Annotated in this window: 17 protein-coding genes and 1 tRNA gene; 7 read left to right on the top strand and 11 right to left on the bottom strand. The window is 65.6% G+C overall.

The annotated features are described in order from the left end of the window. Positions 1-10: 10 nt before the first annotated feature. Positions 11-1,453 carry a 30S ribosomal protein S1 gene (gene rpsA, locus QOC76_RS26590; RefSeq protein WP_526362098.1) on the bottom strand — a complete coding sequence of 481 codons (1,443 nt, stop codon included), beginning with the start codon at positions 1,451-1,453 and terminating at the stop codon, positions 11-13. A 206-nt stretch (positions 1,454-1,659) separates the two neighbouring features. Here rpsA and QOC76_RS26585 point away from each other — a divergent pair, with 206 nt between their 5' ends. After that, positions 1,660-2,832 (top strand): PrsW family intramembrane metalloprotease, encoded by a 1,173-nt coding sequence (locus QOC76_RS26585; protein WP_526362096.1) that lies wholly within the window; start codon positions 1,660-1,662, stop codon positions 2,830-2,832. Here QOC76_RS26585 and polA read toward each other — a convergent pair. Further along, positions 2,829-5,489, bottom strand: a complete 2,661-nt coding sequence (polA, locus tag QOC76_RS26580) for a DNA polymerase I (RefSeq protein WP_526362137.1) — start codon at positions 5,487-5,489, stop codon at positions 2,829-2,831. The genes QOC76_RS26585 and polA overlap by 4 nt on opposite strands. 57 nt (positions 5,490-5,546) lie before the next feature. Continuing rightward, positions 5,547-6,437 carry a LysR family transcriptional regulator gene (locus QOC76_RS26575; RefSeq protein ID WP_526362094.1) on the bottom strand — a complete coding sequence of 297 codons (891 nt, stop codon included), beginning with the start codon at positions 6,435-6,437 and terminating at the stop codon, positions 5,547-5,549. A 70-nt stretch (positions 6,438-6,507) separates the two neighbouring features. Here QOC76_RS26575 and QOC76_RS26570 point away from each other — a divergent pair, with 70 nt between their 5' ends. From QOC76_RS26570 to QOC76_RS26550, 5 genes are all read left to right on the top strand, one after another. Beyond that, positions 6,508-6,777 carry an FAD-dependent oxidoreductase gene (locus tag QOC76_RS26570; protein WP_526362092.1) on the top strand — a complete coding sequence of 90 codons (270 nt, stop codon included), beginning with the start codon at positions 6,508-6,510 and terminating at the stop codon, positions 6,775-6,777. Positions 6,778-6,889: 112 nt separating this feature from the next. Then, on the top strand, positions 6,890-7,651 hold the full coding sequence (locus QOC76_RS26565; RefSeq protein WP_526362090.1) for an FAD-dependent oxidoreductase: 762 nt from the start codon (positions 6,890-6,892) through the stop codon (positions 7,649-7,651). Next, positions 7,648-8,322, top strand: coding sequence for an alpha/beta fold hydrolase (locus QOC76_RS26560; protein WP_526362088.1), 675 nt, complete (start codon positions 7,648-7,650; stop codon positions 8,320-8,322). The genes QOC76_RS26565 and QOC76_RS26560 overlap by 4 nt, the downstream gene beginning before the upstream one ends. A gap of 229 nt (positions 8,323-8,551) precedes the next feature. After that, complete coding sequence (locus QOC76_RS26555) at positions 8,552-9,016, top strand: Zn-ribbon domain-containing OB-fold protein (protein WP_526362086.1); 465 nt, start codon at positions 8,552-8,554, stop codon at positions 9,014-9,016. After that, positions 8,971-10,212: a lipid-transfer protein gene (locus QOC76_RS26550; protein ID WP_526362084.1), complete on the top strand. Its 1,242-nt coding sequence runs from the start codon at positions 8,971-8,973 to the stop codon at positions 10,210-10,212. Before QOC76_RS26555 ends, QOC76_RS26550 begins: the two co-directional genes overlap by 46 nt. Positions 10,213-10,300: 88 nt before the next feature. Here the strand turns inward: QOC76_RS26550 and QOC76_RS26545 are convergent, their stop codons facing one another. The 7 genes from QOC76_RS26545 to QOC76_RS26515 form a co-directional block, all read right to left on the bottom strand. After that, entirely contained in the window at positions 10,301-11,215 is a 915-nt protein-coding gene (locus QOC76_RS26545) for an NAD(P)H-dependent flavin oxidoreductase (protein WP_526362082.1), read from the bottom strand. Between the two features lie 101 nt (positions 11,216-11,316). Then, the gene (locus tag QOC76_RS26540) at positions 11,317-12,066 is read right to left on the bottom strand and encodes an ABC transporter ATP-binding protein (RefSeq protein WP_526362080.1); all 750 of its coding nucleotides are present in this window, start codon (positions 12,064-12,066) and stop codon (positions 11,317-11,319) included. Then, entirely contained in the window at positions 12,050-12,904 is an 855-nt protein-coding gene (locus QOC76_RS26535; protein WP_526362078.1) for an ABC transporter ATP-binding protein, read from the bottom strand. Before QOC76_RS26535 ends, QOC76_RS26540 begins: the two co-directional genes overlap by 17 nt. Beyond that, positions 12,901-14,067, bottom strand: coding sequence for a branched-chain amino acid ABC transporter permease (locus QOC76_RS26530; RefSeq protein WP_526362075.1), 1,167 nt, complete (start codon positions 14,065-14,067; stop codon positions 12,901-12,903). Before QOC76_RS26530 ends, QOC76_RS26535 begins: the two co-directional genes overlap by 4 nt. Next, on the bottom strand, positions 14,064-15,110 hold the full coding sequence (locus QOC76_RS26525; protein WP_526362073.1) for a branched-chain amino acid ABC transporter permease: 1,047 nt from the start codon (positions 15,108-15,110) through the stop codon (positions 14,064-14,066). The genes QOC76_RS26530 and QOC76_RS26525 overlap by 4 nt, the downstream gene beginning before the upstream one ends. An 82-nt stretch (positions 15,111-15,192) precedes the next feature. After that, positions 15,193-16,404 carry a branched-chain amino acid ABC transporter substrate-binding protein gene (locus QOC76_RS26520; RefSeq protein ID WP_526362071.1) on the bottom strand — a complete coding sequence of 404 codons (1,212 nt, stop codon included), beginning with the start codon at positions 16,402-16,404 and terminating at the stop codon, positions 15,193-15,195. A gap of 122 nt (positions 16,405-16,526) precedes the next feature. Further along, positions 16,527-17,150, bottom strand: coding sequence for a two-component system response regulator PdtaR (locus QOC76_RS26515; RefSeq protein ID WP_526362069.1), 624 nt, complete (start codon positions 17,148-17,150; stop codon positions 16,527-16,529). Between the two features lie 67 nt (positions 17,151-17,217). Here QOC76_RS26515 and QOC76_RS26510 point away from each other — a divergent pair. After that, positions 17,218-17,291 (top strand) — tRNA-Leu (locus tag QOC76_RS26510). A gap of 17 nt (positions 17,292-17,308) precedes the next feature. On the opposite strand, the gene QOC76_RS26505 is transcribed toward QOC76_RS26510, so the two are convergent. Continuing rightward, positions 17,309-18,046 carry a hypothetical protein gene (locus tag QOC76_RS26505; protein ID WP_526362067.1) on the bottom strand — a complete coding sequence of 246 codons (738 nt, stop codon included), beginning with the start codon at positions 18,044-18,046 and terminating at the stop codon, positions 17,309-17,311. Between the last annotated feature and the right edge of the window lie 9 nt (positions 18,047-18,055).

Below are 18,055 nucleotides of genomic sequence, written 5' to 3'. Positions count from 1 at the left end.
CAAACGCCGATTAGGCGCTGCCGGCCAGCTTCTCCCGGAGTGCGGCCAGCTGCGCGTCGCTGGCCAGCGACCCGCCTGCGGACTGCTCCTCGGACCGCGGCGCACCGTTGGCCGACGGCTTCTCGGCCTCTGCTGCTTCAGCGGCCGCGAACTTCTCCATCTGCGCGGTGTGCATCTTGTGCCTGCGCTCGGCCTCGGCGTAGCGGGCCTCCCACTCGTCGCGCTGCTTCTCGAAGCCCTCGACCCATTCGTTGGTCTCGGCGTCGAAGCCCTCGGGGAAGATGTAGTTGCCCTGCTCGTCGTAGCTGTCGGCCATGCCGTACTTGCTGGGGTCGAACTCCTCGGTGTAGTCCTCGTTGGCCTGCTTGAGCGACAGCGAGATGCGGCGACGCTCGAGGTCGATGTCGATGACCTTGACCATCGCGTCGTCGCCGACGGCAACCACCTGGTCGGGTACCTCCACGTGGCGCTCGGCCAACTCGGAGATGTGCACCAGCCCCTCGATGCCCTCCTCGACGCGGACGAACGCGCCGAACGGCACCAGCTTGGTGACCTTGCCCGGCACGATCTGGCCGATCGCGTGGGTACGGGCGAAGTGCCGCCACGGATCTTCCTGAGTCGCCTTGAGCGACAACGACACTCGCTCGCGGTCCATGTCGACGTCGAGCACCTCGACAGTGACCTCGTCGCCAACCTGAACGACCTCGGACGGATGGTCGATGTGCTTCCAGGACAGCTCGGAGACGTGCACCAGGCCGTCGACACCGCCGAGGTCGACGAATGCGCCGAAGTTGACGATGGAGCTGACGACACCCTTGCGGACGGCGCCCTTCTGCAGTTGGTTGAGGAACTCGCTGCGCACCTCGGACTGCGTCTGCTCCAGCCAGGCACGGCGGGACAGCACCACGTTGTTGCGGTTCTTGTCGAGCTCGATGATCTTGGCCTCGATCTCCTTGCCGATGTACGGCTGCAGATCGCGGACACGGCGCATCTCGACCAGCGACGCAGGCAGGAAGCCGCGCAGGCCGATGTCGAGGATCAGGCCGCCCTTGACGACCTCGATGACGGTGCCCTTGACGGCCTCGTCCTTTTCCTTGAGCTCTTCGATGGTGCCCCAGGCGCGCTCGTACTGTGCGCGCTTCTTGGACAGGATCAGACGGCCTTCCTTGTCCTCCTTGGTGAGGACAAGGGCTTCGACCTCGTCGCCGACGGACACAACCTCAGCGGGGTCGACGTCGTGCTTGATGGAAAGTTCGCGGGAAGGGATAACACCTTCGGTCTTGTAGCCGATGTCGAGCAAGACCTCGTCGCGGTCCACCTTGACGATGGTCCCTTCGACGATGTCGCCATCGTTGAAGTATTTGATGGTCTTGTCGATGGCGGCGAGGAAGTCCTCTGCAGAGCCGATGTCGTTGACGGCTACTTGCGGCGAGGTGACGGAGGGGCTTGGCATGTGGTGGGTTGCTCCGGACAGGTTGGGTCGTAGGGACTTAAGGGACTTTTGTTATTGACGTGACCCGCAGCAGAGATCGCAAAACCACACACGGGTACCCGTCGAGGTTACTCGACTGTGTACACGCTGGACAAACCCGGTCTCCCAAGCTGGCGAATCGCGATCAACGACCGCAGCCAGGCGCCGCTCACCGATACCCTGCTCTGGTGTCGTATGCCGGTCCGCCGCAGCAGCCACGTCAATTCATTCCGCCGTATCCGCCGATCCAGAAGAAGGTGCGCAAGGTCGGCGCGCCGCTGGCTGTGCTGATCCTCCTGGGCACCATTGCAGGTCTCATCGTGATCGCGCTGACCGCGTTCAATCCCGTCGGGACGGCGATCGGATTCGTCCTGTCCAGCCTCGCGATGACAGTGGTCGTGCTGGCCTACCTCTGGTTGGACCGCTGGGAGCCGGAGCCACCGCGACTGCTTGTGCTGGTCTTCCTGTGGGGCGCCTCGGTCGCCGTCGTCATCGCCTCGATACTGCAGCTGGTCGCCGAGGCCGCGATCAACCCCGGTGCGTCGGAATCGGTCAGCCCGGTGACCATCGTGCTCGGCGCGCCGCTCACGGAGGAGGCGGCCAAAGGCCTGTTCCTGCTGCTGATGATGACCGGGCGGCGCCGCAATGAGCTCAACTCGCTGACCGACTGCCTGGTGTACGCCGGCCTGGTGGGCGCCGGATTCGCATGGCTGGAGGACATCCTCTACATCGGTGGCGGAGAGACGGTCGGCGACTCGCTGCTGACCGCGGCGATGCGGCTAATCATGGCGCCGTTCGCCCACTCGCTGTTCACCACATTCTTCGGAATCGGCGTGTGGTTTGCGCTGCAACACCGAAACGCCCTCGCCAAGTTCGGCTATATCCTGCTCGGCTACCTCGGCGCGGTGATCATGCACGGTCTGTGGAACGGCTCGTCCCTGCTCGGTGTCGGGGCGTACTTCGGGGTGTACCTGCTGTGGATGGTGCCGATCTTCGGGCTGGTGATCTGGCTGGGTGTGGCCAGCAGGCGCAAGGAGCAGCGGATCGTCGCCGAGAAACTGCCCGGCATGGTGGCGGCGGGGCTGCTGACTCCCAACGAGGCGACCTGGTTGGGCTCCATCCGCCACCGCAAGGCGGCCATCGGCCAAGCGAGCCGGACCGGCGGCAAGCCGGCTGCCAAATCGGTCAAGACGTTCGCCGCCCAGGTGGTCGAGCTGGCGTTCGTCCGCGACCGCATCGACCGGGGCTTCGGGGACCAGCGGGTGAATGCGTTGCTGACCGAGGAGACCTACGCGGTCTATGGCGCCCGGGCGGCTGCGCCGGTGCTACAAGCCCTTGCGGGGTATCGCGCTGGTCGTTAGTGCGCCGCGGCGTCCCAGCTCCGGCCGTAGCCGACTGATACCTCCAGCGGCACGTCGAGCGGGTATGCGCTTCCCATCTTGTCGCGGACCAGCTTCTCGACGTCGTCGCGTTCCCCTTGCGCGACCTCGATGAGCAATTCGTCGTGTACCTGCAGCAGCATGCGTGACTTCAGCCCGGCGTCCTTGAGCGCCTTGTCGACCTCGATCATCGCCACCTTGATGATGTCGGCGGCGCTGCCCTGGATCGGGGCGTTCAACGCGGCCCGCTCGGCCGCCTCGCGGACATTGCGGTTGCTGCTGTCCAACTCCGGCAGGTACCGCCTCCTGCCGAACACCGTCGAGGTGTAGCCATCCTTCCGGGCCTGATCGACGACGTCCCGCAGGTAGTCGCGCACCCCGCCGAACCGGTCGAAGTACTGCTCCATCTGCACCTTGGCCTCTTCGGTGGAGATCTTCAGTTGCGCGGCGAGGCCGTAGGCGCTCAACCCGTACGCCAGCCCGTAGGACATCGCCTTGACCCGGCGCCTCAGTTCGGCGGTGACCTCGTCGATCGGAACGGAGAACGCCCGTGATGCGACGAACGAGTGCAGGTCCTCACCGGTGCGGAACGCTTCGATGAGGCCCTCGTCATGCGACAGATGCGCCATGATGCGCATCTCGATCTGGCTGTAGTCGGCCGTCATCAGCTCTTCGAAGCCTGTGCCGACGACGAACGCGTCGCGGATCCGGCGGCCGGCATCGGTGCGGATCGGGATGTTCTGCAGGTTCGGATCGGTCGACGACAGCCGGCCCGTCGCGGCGATGGTCTGGTTGAAGGTGGTGTGGATCCGACCGTCCGAGGCGACCGAGTTGAGCAGCCCGTCAACGGTGACCTTCAGCCGGGTGACGTCGCGGTGCGCGAGCAGGTGCTGCAGGAACGGGTGGCCCGTCTTGTCGAACAGCGACTGCAGCGCGTCGGCGTCAGTGGTGTAGCCGGTCTTGGTGCGCTTGGTCTTCGGCATCTCGAGCTCGTCGAACAACACCACCTGCAGCTGTTTGGGCGAGCCGAGGTTGATCTGCTTGCCGATGACTCCGTAAGCCGCTTCGGCGGCGTCCCGGATCTGGTCGGCGAACTCGCTCTGCAGCTCCGAGAGCAGGCCGAGGTCCACGCCGATGCCCGCCGTCTCCATCTCGGCCAGCACGCGTTGCACCGGCAGCTCCATGTCGCCGAGCAGAGACGAGGACTCGATACGCGCAAGCTCCTCGTCGAGCGCATCGGCGAGATCCATCACCGCACTGGCGCGCAGGATGGATGTCTGGACCGCCTGGTCGTCCACCCCGTCGCTGTCGTCGAGCAGCGAAAGCTGCTGCTGTTCAGGGTTATCCGCGCGCAGTTCCCGCTTCAGATATCGCAACGACAGATCGTCGAGCGTGAAACTGCGCTGGCCGGGGCGGACGAGATATGCGGCCAGCGCGGTGTCCGACGTGACACCGCGCAACGTCCAGCCGCGGCCCTCCAGGTCGTGGATGGCGACCTTCGCTTCGTGCAGCGCCTTCGGCGACTCCACATCGCAGAGCCACGAAGCGAGCGCCGCCTCGTCGTCGGAGTCCAGGTCCGTCGTGTCGAGGTATCGGCCGTCGCCGTCTCCTGCGACGATTGCCAGCGCCGTCGCGTCCGCGTCGAACGCGAGGTGGGTTCCGATAACTGCCAAACCGGACCGCTTGCCCGCGGTGTGCTCGGAGAGCCAGCCGCCCAGCTCGCCCGCTTCAAGCGCGCCTCCGCGCACGTCGAAACCCTGGTCGACCTCCGGATCGGCCGACGCCAGCGTGTCGAACAACCGATCCCGCAGCACCCGGAACTCGAGATCGTCGAACAGCCGGTGGATCTGGTCGCGATCCCAGGGCTGCATGCGCAGCGTGTCGGGGGTCTGCGCGAGCGGCACGTCCTTGACGAGATCGGTGAGCTCACGGTTGAGCACGACGTGCGACAGGTTGGCACGCAGCGCGTCGCCGACCTTGCCCTTCACGGTGTCGACCTGGTCGACGAGGGCCTGCAGCGAACCGTATTCGGCGATCCATTTCGTGGCGGTCTTCTCCCCCACGCCGGGGATGCCGGGCAGGTTGTCGCTGGGGTCGCCGCGCAGCGCCGCGAAATCCGGATACTGCAGTGGGGTCAGCCCGTACTTCTCCAGTACCGCCTCCGGCGTGAATCGGGTCAGCTCGCTGACGCCCTTGCGCGGATACAGCACCGTGACGTCGCCACTGACCAGTTGCAGCGAGTCGCGGTCGCCGGTGACCACAAGCACCCGGTAGCCCTCGTTCTCGGCCTGCGTCGCCAGCGTGGCGATCACATCGTCGGCCTCGTAGCCGGGCTCGGCCAGCACGGTGATACCCAGCGCACCGAGCACCTCTTTGGTGATGTCGATCTGACCGCGGAACTCATCGGGGGTGGCAGACCGGCCCGCCTTGTACTCGGGGTATCTCTCCAACCGGAACGTTTGGCGGGACACGTCGAACGCGGCGGCGATATGGCTGGGCTGCTCGTCGCGCAGCAGATTGATGAGCATCGCGGTGAACCCGTACACCGCGTTGGTGGTCAGGCCGCCCTGGGTCTTGAAGTTCTCGGCGGGCAGTGCGTAAAACGCCCGGAACGCCAGCGAATTGCCGTCCAACAGCATCAATGTCGGCTTTTCGGTCACCTTCTCGGCCGTTACGCTTGCGGTCACGGCCCTACTCTATGCACGGTCGCTGACACGCAGTAGCCGACGAGCCCTATCGATCAGAACACGCGCTGCCGGGCTGATCGGTCCTTCCGAGCGCCACGCCAGCACCAGCCGACCACGCAGTTCCGGAACGAACGGCAACGATTGCAGGTCGTCGCGACCTCGCGGCACCGACTCCGGCACGATTGCGACGCCGAGGCCTTGTGCGGCCAGATCCGCCAAGGCCAGCGGGGTGCTGGCCTCGAATGCGATCCGCGGGGTGAGGCCGGCCCCGGCACAGGCGCGATCGAACTGATGCCGGATGCCCGCTCCGATCGGCAATGCGATGAGCGTCCTGTCGTGTAAGTCGGCCAGGCGGACCTTCTTCCGCTTGGCGAGCGGATCCGTGCGGCACACCGCGGCTTCGATCGCCTCGTCGGTGGCGACCTCGACACCGAGTCCCTCGGGGACCTCGTCCGGACCGACCGAGGCGATCGCGGCATCCAGCTTTCCAGACCGAACATCGTCGATGAGGTTGTCGGACGTGTCAGTGCTCAGCGTGATCTCGACATTGGGGTGGTCGGCGTGAAAGTCGGCCAGCAGTTGCGGGATGTCGACATTGTGTGACGTCACCGTGCCGATGGTGACGGCGCCCCGCACCAACTGGCTGAGTTCGTCCGCGGCGACATGCATGTTCTGCACCGCCGCCAAGGCGGCCCGCGCATGCGGCAGTACCGCTTCGCCGGCTGGCGTCAGCCGCACCGCCCGGCGAGTCCGGTCGAGCAGCGCCTGTCCGAGTTCGCGTTCCAGCCGCTTGATCTGTGCGCTCACCGCGGGCTGAGCGACGTGGATGCGCTCTGCCGCCCTGGTGAAGTTGCCCTCCTCGGCAACGGCCACCAGGTACTCAAGCTGCCGAAGTTCCATAAGCAATCATTATAGTTTGGTGAACAATTCCGTATTGGACTTATGGAAAGGGTCGGCTCAGTCTGGGGATATGAGCGAGAACGTTCTCGTGGCGGGGGCGGGAATCGGCGGACTGTCCGCCGCCCTTGCGCTAGACGCCATAGGCATCGACGTGACCGTCATCGAACGCACGGACTTTCGTCCGCTGGGCGTCGGTATCAACCTGTTGCCGCACGCCGTTCGCGAACTTCACGCGCTCGGACTCGGCGAAGAATTGTCGCGGATCGCCGTGGCTCCTGGCGCCATCTCCTACTACGGACACCGACGGCACGCTTCTGTTCCGGGAGCCGCGCGGAGTTGACGGGGGCTATGGCTACCCGCAGTACTCCGTGCACCGTGGACGACTGCAGGCTCTGTTGCTCTCGTCGCTTCGGGACCGTCGACGCCCCGGCGTTGTTCGTGACAGCACAGAGGTGGCGGCCTTAGAGGAGTCGGTCGACGGTGTACACGTTCAGACGTCTGCCGGTGAGTTCGCCGCCGATGTGTTGGTCGGCGCCGACGGCATCCATTCAACCGTTCGCCGGGTGCTCCACCCGGAACCGGACCCGCTGCTGTGGTCGGGGCTGCGAATGTTCCGCGGCGCGGTCGACGGCGACGCGTTCCTGGACGGCCGAACCATGTCGATCGTCAAGAGCGCCGACAATATCGATCTGGTCGTGTATCCGATGGGGAACGATCAGATCAACTGGGTGGTGATGTTGCCAGGCGGAGATCCGGGGGCGCTGCCCGGTGACGCCAGATGGAATCAGCCGGGGAACCGTTCCGAGGTGCTGCATCACCTCGAGCAGTGGAATCTCGGCTGGCTCGACGCGGCCGATCTCGTGCGTCGCACCGAACCGGTGCTGGAGTACCCGATGGTCGACCGCGACGTGCTTCCGTGCTGGGGCCGCGGCCGGGTCACACTCCTCGGCGACGCGGCGCACCCGATGAATCCCGTTGGCGCGAACGGTGGTTCGCAGGCGATCGTCGACGCGGCGGTGCTGGCCCAGGAACTGTCGCGCGACTTCGAACACGGGCTGCGCCGCTACGAACACCGGCGTCGTCCCGAGACGGCGGAGGTGGTGAAGGCCAACCGCGACATGCACCGCGCAGGGACAACTCGACGTTCCGACGAGCTGGCCCGCGTCACTGCCAGGTACCGGACCGATACAAACGCAGACAAGAGTCGGTCATGACCACGTATGTCCTCATCCCCGGCGCCTGTCACGGCGCTTGGTGCTTCGACGATGTCGCGGCCGCTCTGCGCGAGGAAGGCCACCGGGTGTTGAGCTTCACGCTCACCGGCGTCGCCGAACGCGCACACCTCGCGCACGCCGGCGTCAATCTGGAAACCCACATCACCGACGTGCTGGCCGCCCTGGCGACCGAGTCCGATATCGAGGATCTGGTTCTGGTCGGGCACAGCTACGGCGGCATGGTGATATCGGCAGTCGCCGACCGCATCCCCGAGAAGGTCGACGCCTTGGTATATCTCGACGCGTTCGTGCCCCGCGACGGTGAATCCTGCTGGCATCTCGTCAACGACGAGCAGCGTGCTTGGTACCTCGATGTCGACGACACCGGCTACGGCGTGCCTCCGATGCCGTTCTTCGACCCGCGGGCCAGCGCCCATCCGCTTGCGTCGCTTCTCCAGCGGATCACGCTGACTGCGGACATGAACCGGTTCCGGCGGCGCGACTTCGTGTATGCGCTTAATTGGCCGGGAGATTCGCCGCTGCGACGGTCCTACGAGAGGGTCAAGGACGACCCGAACTGGACCGTCCACGAACTCGACGGGGCGCACAACCTGATGCGGGACAATCCCGACGACCTGTTGCGCATCCTGCTGGACGTCGGGCGTCGCTAGATCAGTCGCGCTCCCGGCTCGCCGGCCGCCGGCGCGGCACCGGGCGGTGGCGGGCCGAGTTGGCTCAGTGACCGAGGAACGTGCGGAACTGCTGCCCGACGGCCATCGACTGACCCATCCGCTGCACGAGCCGTCCAGATCGGATCGTCCGCCGCCACTCCCAAGATGACTTCGAGCGTCGAACTGGAACACGTTTCAGTTCTGCCGTCGCAGTCGGTACGCTGACCGCGTGTCGGCTTCTACCCAACCTGCGATCGACGGCTGGTTCGCCACCGACGGCTCGGGACAGGCCTATTTGATAGGCGGCAAGTGCCATCGGTGCGGCACCTACGTTTTCCCGCCGCGGTCGAACAATTGCCCCAACCCGGCCTGTGACGGCGACGACCTGGCCCAGGTGCCGTTGTCGCGCCGAGGAACGCTGTGGAGCTACACCGAGAACCGGTATCCGCCTCCAGCGCCGTATCCCGCATCAGATCCGTTCGAGCCCTTCGCGATTGCCGCCGTGGAGCTGGCCGATGAAGGGCTGATCGTGCTGGGCAAGGTCGTGGAGGGCACCCTGGCCGCCGACCTGCAGGTCGGCATGGAGATGGAACTGACCACCATGCCGCTGTTCGTCGACGATGACGGGGTCGAGCGCATCGTGCACGCATGGAAGATCGCGGACGCGAGGAGCGAGAAGGGCGGCGCCGAATGAGTCCCGAACCGCTGTACATCCTGGGCGCGGGCATGCACCCGTGGGGCAAATGGGGCCGCGATTTCGCCGAGTACGGAGTAGTGGCGGCACGTGCCGCGCTCGCCGAGGCGGGCCTGGACTGGCGCCAGATCCAGCTGGTGGCCGGCGCGGACACCATCCGCAACGGTTATCCGGGCTTCATCGCCGGCTCGACGTTCGCCCAGAAGCTGGGCTGGAACGGCATCCCGGTCAGTTCGAGCTACGCCGCATGCGCCAGCGGATCGCAGGCCCTGCAGAGCGCTCGTGCGCAGATCCTCGCGGGTTTCTGCGATGTCGCATTGGTCATCGGTGCAGACACCACGCCGAAGGGGGCGTTCGCGCCGGTCGGCGGTGAACGCAGGAACGATCCCGACTGGCAGCGTTTCCACCTGATCGGGGCGATGAACCCGGTGTACTTCGCGCTGCTCGCCCGCAGGCGGATGGACCTCTACGGCGCCACCTCGGAGGACTTCGCGCAAGTCAAGGTCAAGAACGCCCGGCACGGGCTGCAGAACCCGAATGCGCGCTACCGCAAAGAGAGCTCGGTGGAGGACGTTCTCGCCAGCCCGGTGGTGGCGGATCCCCTGCGGCAGTTGGACATCTGTGCGACCTCCGATGGAGCGGCCGCGCTGATCGTGGCCAGCAAGTCGTTCGCCGAGAAGCACCTTGGATCGGTCGACGGCGTCCCGTCGGTGCGGGCGGTCAGCACCGTCACGCCACAGTATCCGCAGCATCTACCCGAATTACCGGACATCGCAACCGATTCCACTGCAGCCGTGGCCGCGCCGGAGCGGGTGTTCAAGGATCAGATCCTCGACGCGGCATACGCCGAGGCCGGTATCGGGCCGGGCGATGTCAGCCTGGCCGAGGTTTACGACTTGTCGACCGCGCTGGAACTCGACTGGTATGAGCACCTCGGCCTGTGCCGCAAGGGCGAAGCCGAACAGCTACTGCGTAGCGGCGCGACCACGATCGGCGGCAAGGTGCCGGTCAACCCGTCGGGCGGCCTGGCCTGCTTCGGCGAAGCGATTCCCGCGCAGGCGATCGCGCAGGTGTGCGAGCTGACGTGGCAGCTGAAGGGCCAGGCGACGGGCCGTCAGGTCGAGGGCGCGACCGTCGGCGTCACAGCCAACCAGGGATTGTTCGGACACGGCTCCTCGGTGATCGTCGCCCGCTGATCACCCCTTCTGCGCGAGCGCGCGTGTCTGCGCCCGACACGCCGTACCCTAACGGAACTTTGCGCACGCTCAGCACGCCTGAATCGCTCTAAATCCGGGCTCTGGCAGCATTCAGCACAGCCTCGACCTCAGTCCACGTGCTATGGACGATGTCGGCAACCGGCAGCAGCTCGTCGATCCGCGACGACACCTGACCCGTGTTGGCGACGCTAGCCTCCATATCGCCGTCGAAGTACAGATCGGTGATCTTGCCGAGCAGCTGCACGCCGCGCTCTTGCGCCGTGACGCGTGCAGCCAATCCGGTGCGAAGGACCCGCATCGTCGGATTACCCCGAAGGTCGAGAAGCACTGTGCCGGAATCGTTTGCGGCGACAATCGCATTCTTGAAATTGCTGTGCACCAGAGCTTCTCGACTTGCCAGCATGCGCGTGCCCATCTGTACTCCCTCGGCGCCGAGTACCACCGCCGCAGCCGCGGAGCGTGCGTCGCACATACCGCCGGCTGCGATGATCGGCAGGTCGATGCAGTTGGAGACGAGCGGGAGCAGAACCATCGTCGACGCGCTAAGGGCCGACTTGAATCCGCCGCCCTCGACCCCCTCGACCACCAGCGCGTCGACGCCGGCGTCGACGGCCTTCATCGCCGATCGCAGTGAACCGACGACGTGCACGACGGTCATGCCTGCTTCGTGTAGCCGCCCGGTGAACAACGCCGGGTCACCGGCGGAGCTGAAGACGTGGCGCACACCCGCCTCGGCCAGCACATCGACGATCGACGGGTCCCTCTTCCAGCGCTGGATCATCAGGTTCGCCGCGACGGGCTTGTCGGTGAGCTCACGGACCCGGTGCAGGTCAGACCGGCCTTCAGGTGTCAGCGTCTCGATCATGCCGAGGCCGCCGGCTTCGGACACCGCAGCGGCGAGTTCGGCCCGGGCGATGTAGGTCATTGGCGCCTGAACGACCGGATACTCGACGCCGAACAGGGACTGGATGCGGTTGGGCACGCTTCATTCTTATCGGATCATCGCCCGCTCACGCGCCGCGAACGTGCACAAACTCACGATTTTTCGCGGCGTGTCGTGTGCAAACACGCACGCTCGCGGGGTTAGGCGACGCCGAGGTATGCCGCGCGAATGCTGTCGTCTTCCAACAGCTCTCGAGCGTTACCCTCGCGCGTGATCTCACCCGTCTCCAGAATGTACGCGCGATCCGAGCGGGTCAGCGCCTGCTGGGCGTTCTGCTCGACCAGAAGCACCGTGGTGCCCTGCGAATTGATATCGGCGATGATCTTGAATATCTGCGATATCACCATGGGCGCCAAACCCATTGACGGCTCGTCGAGCAGCAGCACGCGCGGGCGCGCCATCAACGCCCGACCGATCGCCAGCATCTGCTGCTCGCCGCCGGACAGCGTGCCACCGATCTGGGTCTTCCGTTCGGCGAGCCGGGGAAAGGTCTCCAAAACCCAGTCGAGGCGCTCGGTGTGTTCAGCCTTCGACGGGAATTTGCGGCCGTAACAGCCCATCTCGAGATTCTCGGTCACGGTCATGCCGGGAAACACGCCGCGGCCCTCCGGCGCCTGAATCAGGCCATCGGTCACCCGCCGGTGCGCCTTCACCCGGGAGATCTCCTCCCCCTCGAACCACACCGATCCTGACGTCAGCGGCCGCAGCCCCGAAATCGCTCGCATGATCGTGGTCTTGCCCGCACCGTTGGAACCGAGCAGGGTCACCAACTCGCCCTGCCGCACCACCAGGGAAACGCCGTGCAGGGCCTGGATGCGGCCGTAGTGCACGACGACGTCGCGGACCTCGAGCAGGACGGGCCGGTCGCCGGTGTCAGGAGAGTTCGTCATCGGGTACCCCCAGGTAGGCGGCGATGACCTTCGGGTCTTCGCGGATTTCGGCGGGCAGTCCGTCGGCGATCTTCCGGCCGAACTCCAGCACCACGATCCGGTCGGTCACCCCCATGACCAATCGCATGTCGTGCTCGATGAGCAGCACCGTGTAGCCGTCGTCGCGGATCTTACGGATGAGATCGATCAACGCCGCCTTCTCGCTCGGATTGAATCCGGCGGCCGGTTCGTCGAGGCACAACAACTTGGGTTCGGTCGCCAGCGCACGCGCGATCTCGAGGCGCCGCTGGTCGCCGTAGGGCAGGTTCTTCGCCTTCTCCTCGCCGCGGTGCGCTATTCCGACGAAATGCAGCAGCGCGACCGAGCGCTCGACCGCCGAGCGTTCCTCACGCCTGTGTCGCGGCGTGCGCACGAGCGCACCCGGCACCGAGGTGTGATGTCGGGCGTCCGTGCCCACCATGACGTTCTCCAGCGCGGTCATCTCGCCGAACAGCCGGATGTTCTGGAAGGTGCGGGCGATCCCCCTGCGGGTGATCTGGTGCCGCTTGATGCGCCCGAGCGGCGCCCCGTCGAAGATCACCGAGCCGGAACTGGGCCGGTAGACGCCGGTGATCGCGTTGAAGCACGTCGTCTTACCCGCTCCGTTGGGGCCGATCATGCCGAGGATCTCGCCGCGCCGAATGTCGAACGTCACCGAATCCAGTGCGGTCAGTCCGCCGAACTTGACGGTCAAATCCTGTGTCTGCAGCAAGACTTCGCCCTCTGCGGCGTGAATCTCACGATGGACGCCGGCCAACTCCTCGACGATTTCGTCTGCACCTTGTATCGGGGTGGTCATGCGGCCGGCTCCTTCTCGCGCGGGCCCGACCGCAGCAGATCGCGCGCGGCCCTGCCGTAGGCCAGCAGCTGCTGGCGGGCCGGGAACAGACCCTCCGGCCGGAAGATCATCAGCACCACGAGCGCGAGCCCGAAGAACAGGTATTTCAAGTCGCCGAGGTTGATGCCGAGGAACTCGACACCCAGCAGACGGTTGGGCAGGTAGACGATGATGAACGCGCCGAAGATCACACCGAGCTTGTTGCCCTGCCCGCCGAGCACGACCGCGCAGAGGAACAGCATCGAGTTGATGATGTTGAACGTCGGCGGCGCGACGTACTGCACCTGTCCGGCGTACAGGGCTCCGGACAGTCCGCCAATCGCGGCGCCGATCACGAACGCCCACAGCTTGAATCGGAAGGTGTTGACGCCCATCACTTCTGCGGCGTCCTCGTCTTCCCGGATCGCGATCCAGGCACGGCCGACCCGGCTGCGTTCCAGGTTGCCGACGAGCATGAGGATCATCACGATGAGGATCAGGCCCAGCCAGAACCACCAGGTGCCGTAGTTTGCGTGACCCGTCGAGTTCGCGCTCGAGAAGACGCCCTCGGGCAGTCTCTCGCTCTCCCCGACGCGAGGGAACGCCACCTCGTTGAGGCCCCGCGGGCCGTTGGTGATGTCGGAAAGATTGTCGGCCATCAGGCGGATGATCTCGCCGAACCCGAGCGTGACGATCGCCAGATAATCGCCCCGCAACCGCAGCGTGGGAATGCCGAGGATGAGGCCGGCCATCGCGGTGATCGCCATCGCCAGTGGCACACAGGACAACCAGGCCCACGGGGTGCTGAAGAACCCGTTCGGACCGACCTGATTCCACGGGCTGTCCGGGCTGGTGAGCAGAGCGACGGTGTAGGCGCCGACGGCGTAGAAGCCGACATAGCCGAGGTCGAGCAGGCCGGCCTGGCCGACCACGACGTTGAGCCCGATCGCGATGATCGCGACCATGGCGAACTGCGCCATGGTGCCGCCGAAGCTGATGCCGGGCGTGTCCAGGAACGGCGGGGTGTGCAGCGGCAGCAGGGCGACAGCGCCGAAGAGCAGCACACCGAACACCCATTTCTGGATCCGGGACAGGCCGTCCCACCACTGCCGCAGACCGTCGCCAGGCGCCAAGAGTCTGTTCATGCGCGTGCCTTCCCGAGGCTCTCACCGAGTATCCCGGTGGGCCGGAACAGCAGCACCAGTACGAGCAGCGCGAAGGCGATCACGTCGCGCCACTGAGTGCCGAAGACGGCCTGCCCGTAATTCTCCATGATGCCCAGCAGCAGGCCGCCGAGCAGCGCACCGCGCAGGTTGCCGATGCCGCCGAGCACGGCGGCCGAGAAGGCCTTGATACCCAACAGGAATCCGCCGGAGTAGATGATGCCCTGGGGAACCTTCAGCGTGTACAGCAGCGCGGCAGCGCCGGCCAGCAGGCCGCCGATCAAGAAGGTCGTCATGATGATGCGCTCGCGCGAGACGCCCATCAACGTGGCCGTGGTCGGGTCCTGTGCGACGGCGCGAATGCCTCGGCCAAACTTCGTGCGGTTGATCGCGACATCGGTCAGCACCGCCAAGACCAACGCCGCCACGATGATGACCAGGGTCACGTTGGACACCGAGCCACCGAAGATGGTGAACTGCGTCTTCGGCTGGACAAGGATGATCGGCTGCTGCGCGTTACTGCCGCCATAACCCTTGAGCAGCTTGGGCAGAACGAAGTGCACGAACTCCTGCAGCACGAACGACATGCCGATCGCGGTGATCAGGAAGGTGAGCGACCGTGCGTTGCGTCTTCGGAGCGGCCGGTAGGCGATGAATTCCAGTCCGACCGCGGCCGAGCCCGACACCAGCATCGCGAACAACATCGCGATCCCGAGATACAACACCGTCAGCAAGATGCCTTTGTTGTAGGCGTTGCCGCTCGGCGTGAAACCCAGGATGACGTCGAGCGCGAAGTAGGCGCCGAACATGCCCAGCATGAAGATTTCGGAGTGCGCGAAGTTGATCAACCGCAGCACACCGAACACCAGGGTGTAGCCGACGGCCACCAGTGCGTAGATGGCTCCCCACGAGAAACCGTCGATCGTCAACTGCCAGAAGCCGCTTCGCAGATTCTCGAGGTTGAAGTTGATGTTCGCAGCCAGGCAGGCGTACTGGTCGACGCAGTCAGGGGGAATCAAATTCATCCGGTGGCGGGCTCCTCGCGCAGGCTAGCCGAAGCGAAAACGCGTCCGAGACTTCAGGTCTCGGACGCGTTTCGCTGCAGGTTTACTGAACCTTGAAAATCCAGATCAAATTGGTGGTGAGCTCACCGGTGGGCGTCCACTGATAGTTACGTGCCACGCCGTGGCCGTTGTAGTTCTTCACGAAGTCGAGCAACGCGGGCCGGGTGATCGCGCCCGAGTCGATGCCCTTGACCAGGATGGTGCCCAGGTCGAAACCCTCGGCACTGTAGGTGCCCGCATCGGCGTTGAACTTCTTCTTGTACTCATCGGCGAACGCCCCGGTGGCCGGGCCGCACGGGCAGGACAGGATGGCGTCCTTGGCCGCCTCGCCGGCCTGACTAACGAACTGCGGGTCCTTCGTGCCGTCGGCGCTGACGAAGGTGCCTTTGAAGCCGCCGTCCTTGAGCTGCTGGACGAGCGGAGCCGCCTCCGAGTAGTAGCCGCCGTAGAACACGGCGTCCGGGCTCACTCCCTTGACCTGCGTGACCGCGGCGGAGAAGTCCTTGTCGCCCTTCTTCACCGAGATGTTGCATCCGGAGTCGGCGAGCGGGCCCAGCGTGTCACGCACGGCCGTCGCCAGGCCGAGGCCGTAGTCGGTGCTGTCGTCGATCACACAGACCTTCTTGTAACTCAGCCCGTTCTTGAGGTAGTTCGCGACCGACGGGCCCTGAACGGCGTCGTTCGCCAGACCGCGGAAGAACGTCTTCCAGCCGTTCTCGCTGAGCGTCGGGTTCGTCGCCGAGGCAGTCACGGCCACCAGGCCCGCCTGGTTGAACACGCCTCCGGTGGCTTTGGTCTCGCCCGAGAACGCCGGGCCGACGAGGCCGATCGTGTACTGATCGTCGACGATCTGCGGTGCGATCGCAGTGGCCTTCTGCGGGTCTCCCTCGGTGTCGAAGGGCTTCAGCTGGATCTGGCAGCCGGGGTTGGCGGCGTTGTGCTTGTCGATGGCCAGCTGCACGCCGTTCTTGATGTTGATGCCGAGTGCCGCATCAGGGCCGTTGAGCGCGCCCGCCATGGCGATCGACACCGGCGGGCAGTTCGCCTTACCGTCGCCGGCCGGGTCGGCGGCCGCAGCGCCCGCCGTGGCCTTGACCTCTCCGCCGTTCTCGTCGATCTGTACCTGCTCGACGATCTTCAGATCTGTCTGTGATGTCCCTTGTTCGGGCTTGGACTGCTGACAGGCAGCCATGCTGAGCACCACAAGTCCTGCGCTACCGAGCGCTACTGCGCTCCGTGCCACGCGACCGCGCACGTTTCACCTCCGACTCGATGTTTTCATCGGCATCGACGATCCGGCTCTCCTGAGCCAGGGCGCTGACGCTTCGCAAAGAACATAGCCAACACATGGCCGTAGTGCGCGTTTTCCGGGTATTGCTAGCTCGGCGGCGCGGCGTCTTCGGGCGCGTCGAGTGTCTCCAGCACGACTTCGGCAACCCGCCTCATCGTCGTCCGGCGGTCCATCGCCGCCCGTTGAATCCACTTGAACGCCTCGGGTTCGGACATCTTATGCTTGGCCTGGAGCAAACCCTTCGCCCGCTCAACCAGTTTGCGTGTCTCCAGTCGATCCGACAGCGTCGCAACTTCCTGCTCCAGCGCCGAGATCTCGCCGAAACGGCTGACCGCCAGCTCGATAGCCGGAATCAGGTCGCTGATGGAGAACGGCTTGACGAGGTACGCCATGGCACCGGCATCGCGTGCGCGCTCGACGAGCTCACGTTGGCTGAATGCGGTGAGCACGACGATCGGGGCGATGCGTTTGTCTGCGATCTCGGACGCCGCGTCGATCCCGTCCCGGCGCGGCATCTTGACGTCCATGATCACCAGGTCGGGCCTGAGTTTCTCGGCCAATTCGACGGCTTCCTGCCCGTCCCCGGCCTCGCCGACCACCTCGTAACCCTCCTCGCGAAGCATCTCGGCAAGATCGAGCCGGATAAGGGCTTCATCCTCCGCGATGAGAACGCGGTGCGGCTTGGCATCGTCAGTCGTTGTGCCGGTCATGGGTGCCATTGTGGCGGTCGCGGGCCGAGTCAGCGACCTCGGGGGATCCTCTATGGTGGAAGGCCGCGCCCTCGTATCCCAATTGGCAGAGGAACTGGATTCAAAACCCAGACAGTGTGAGTTCGAGTCTCACCGAGGGCACCGTGCCCTACATCTCGCTACAGCAGAAAGCTTGTCGGCACCGGCGCCAGCAACGCCAGCTGTACTGCCTTGGCCTGGCGGTAGCCCGCGAATGCACCGATGAGCGTGAATCCGGCGATACCCGCGACACCGGGCACGGCTGCGACGAGCAGATCGGTGTTGGTGGCTGATCGCAGGTACTCCGGATAGCCGGCCCGGAAGCTGTCGGGCACCTTCGTCAGTCGTGGATGGATATCGGCAGGTCCGAACGGACGATCCGGTCCAGGTGCACTTGTCGACGGGATTGCCGGTGCAGCCAGGGGCGCCGGGGAAAGGACAGCCGGCGCAGCAGGCGGCTGGATGGACGACGGACCGGTCGCAGCCATCGGCGCCGCGGGCGGTGGCGCGGCCGGAATCGCGTCGACAACGGGCGCGCTCAGCGCTACAGCAGGCGCTTCGGCTACAGGAACGGTGAATGCCGCCGGCACGGCTGTCGCATCGGGTTGTGCCGCCGGTTCTTTCGCGCGGATCACGACACTGCGCGTACTGGGCGCAGTCGAGACGGTGCTCAGACGGGACGCGGAGCCGGAGCCGCCGCTACCCTTCGCCTTGGCGCCCAACACGTCGACGCCGAGCACGTCGATGCCGCCGCCACCCCCGCCGACACCGAGCAGATCCGCTTTCGCGACCGCGGTACCGACCAGCGAGGGGCCGACAAGCAGCGCACCACAGGCCATCGCGCATCCAATCGCACCTCGCGCCGCCAGCCTGATCATGCTCCGTGC

Origin of the sequence: Mycobacterium sp., assembly GCF_032159565.1 — a bacterium.
Taxonomy (GTDB): Bacteria; Actinomycetota; Actinomycetes; order Mycobacteriales; family Mycobacteriaceae; genus Mycobacterium.
This window is presented reverse-complemented; position numbering and strand designations above follow the sequence as displayed.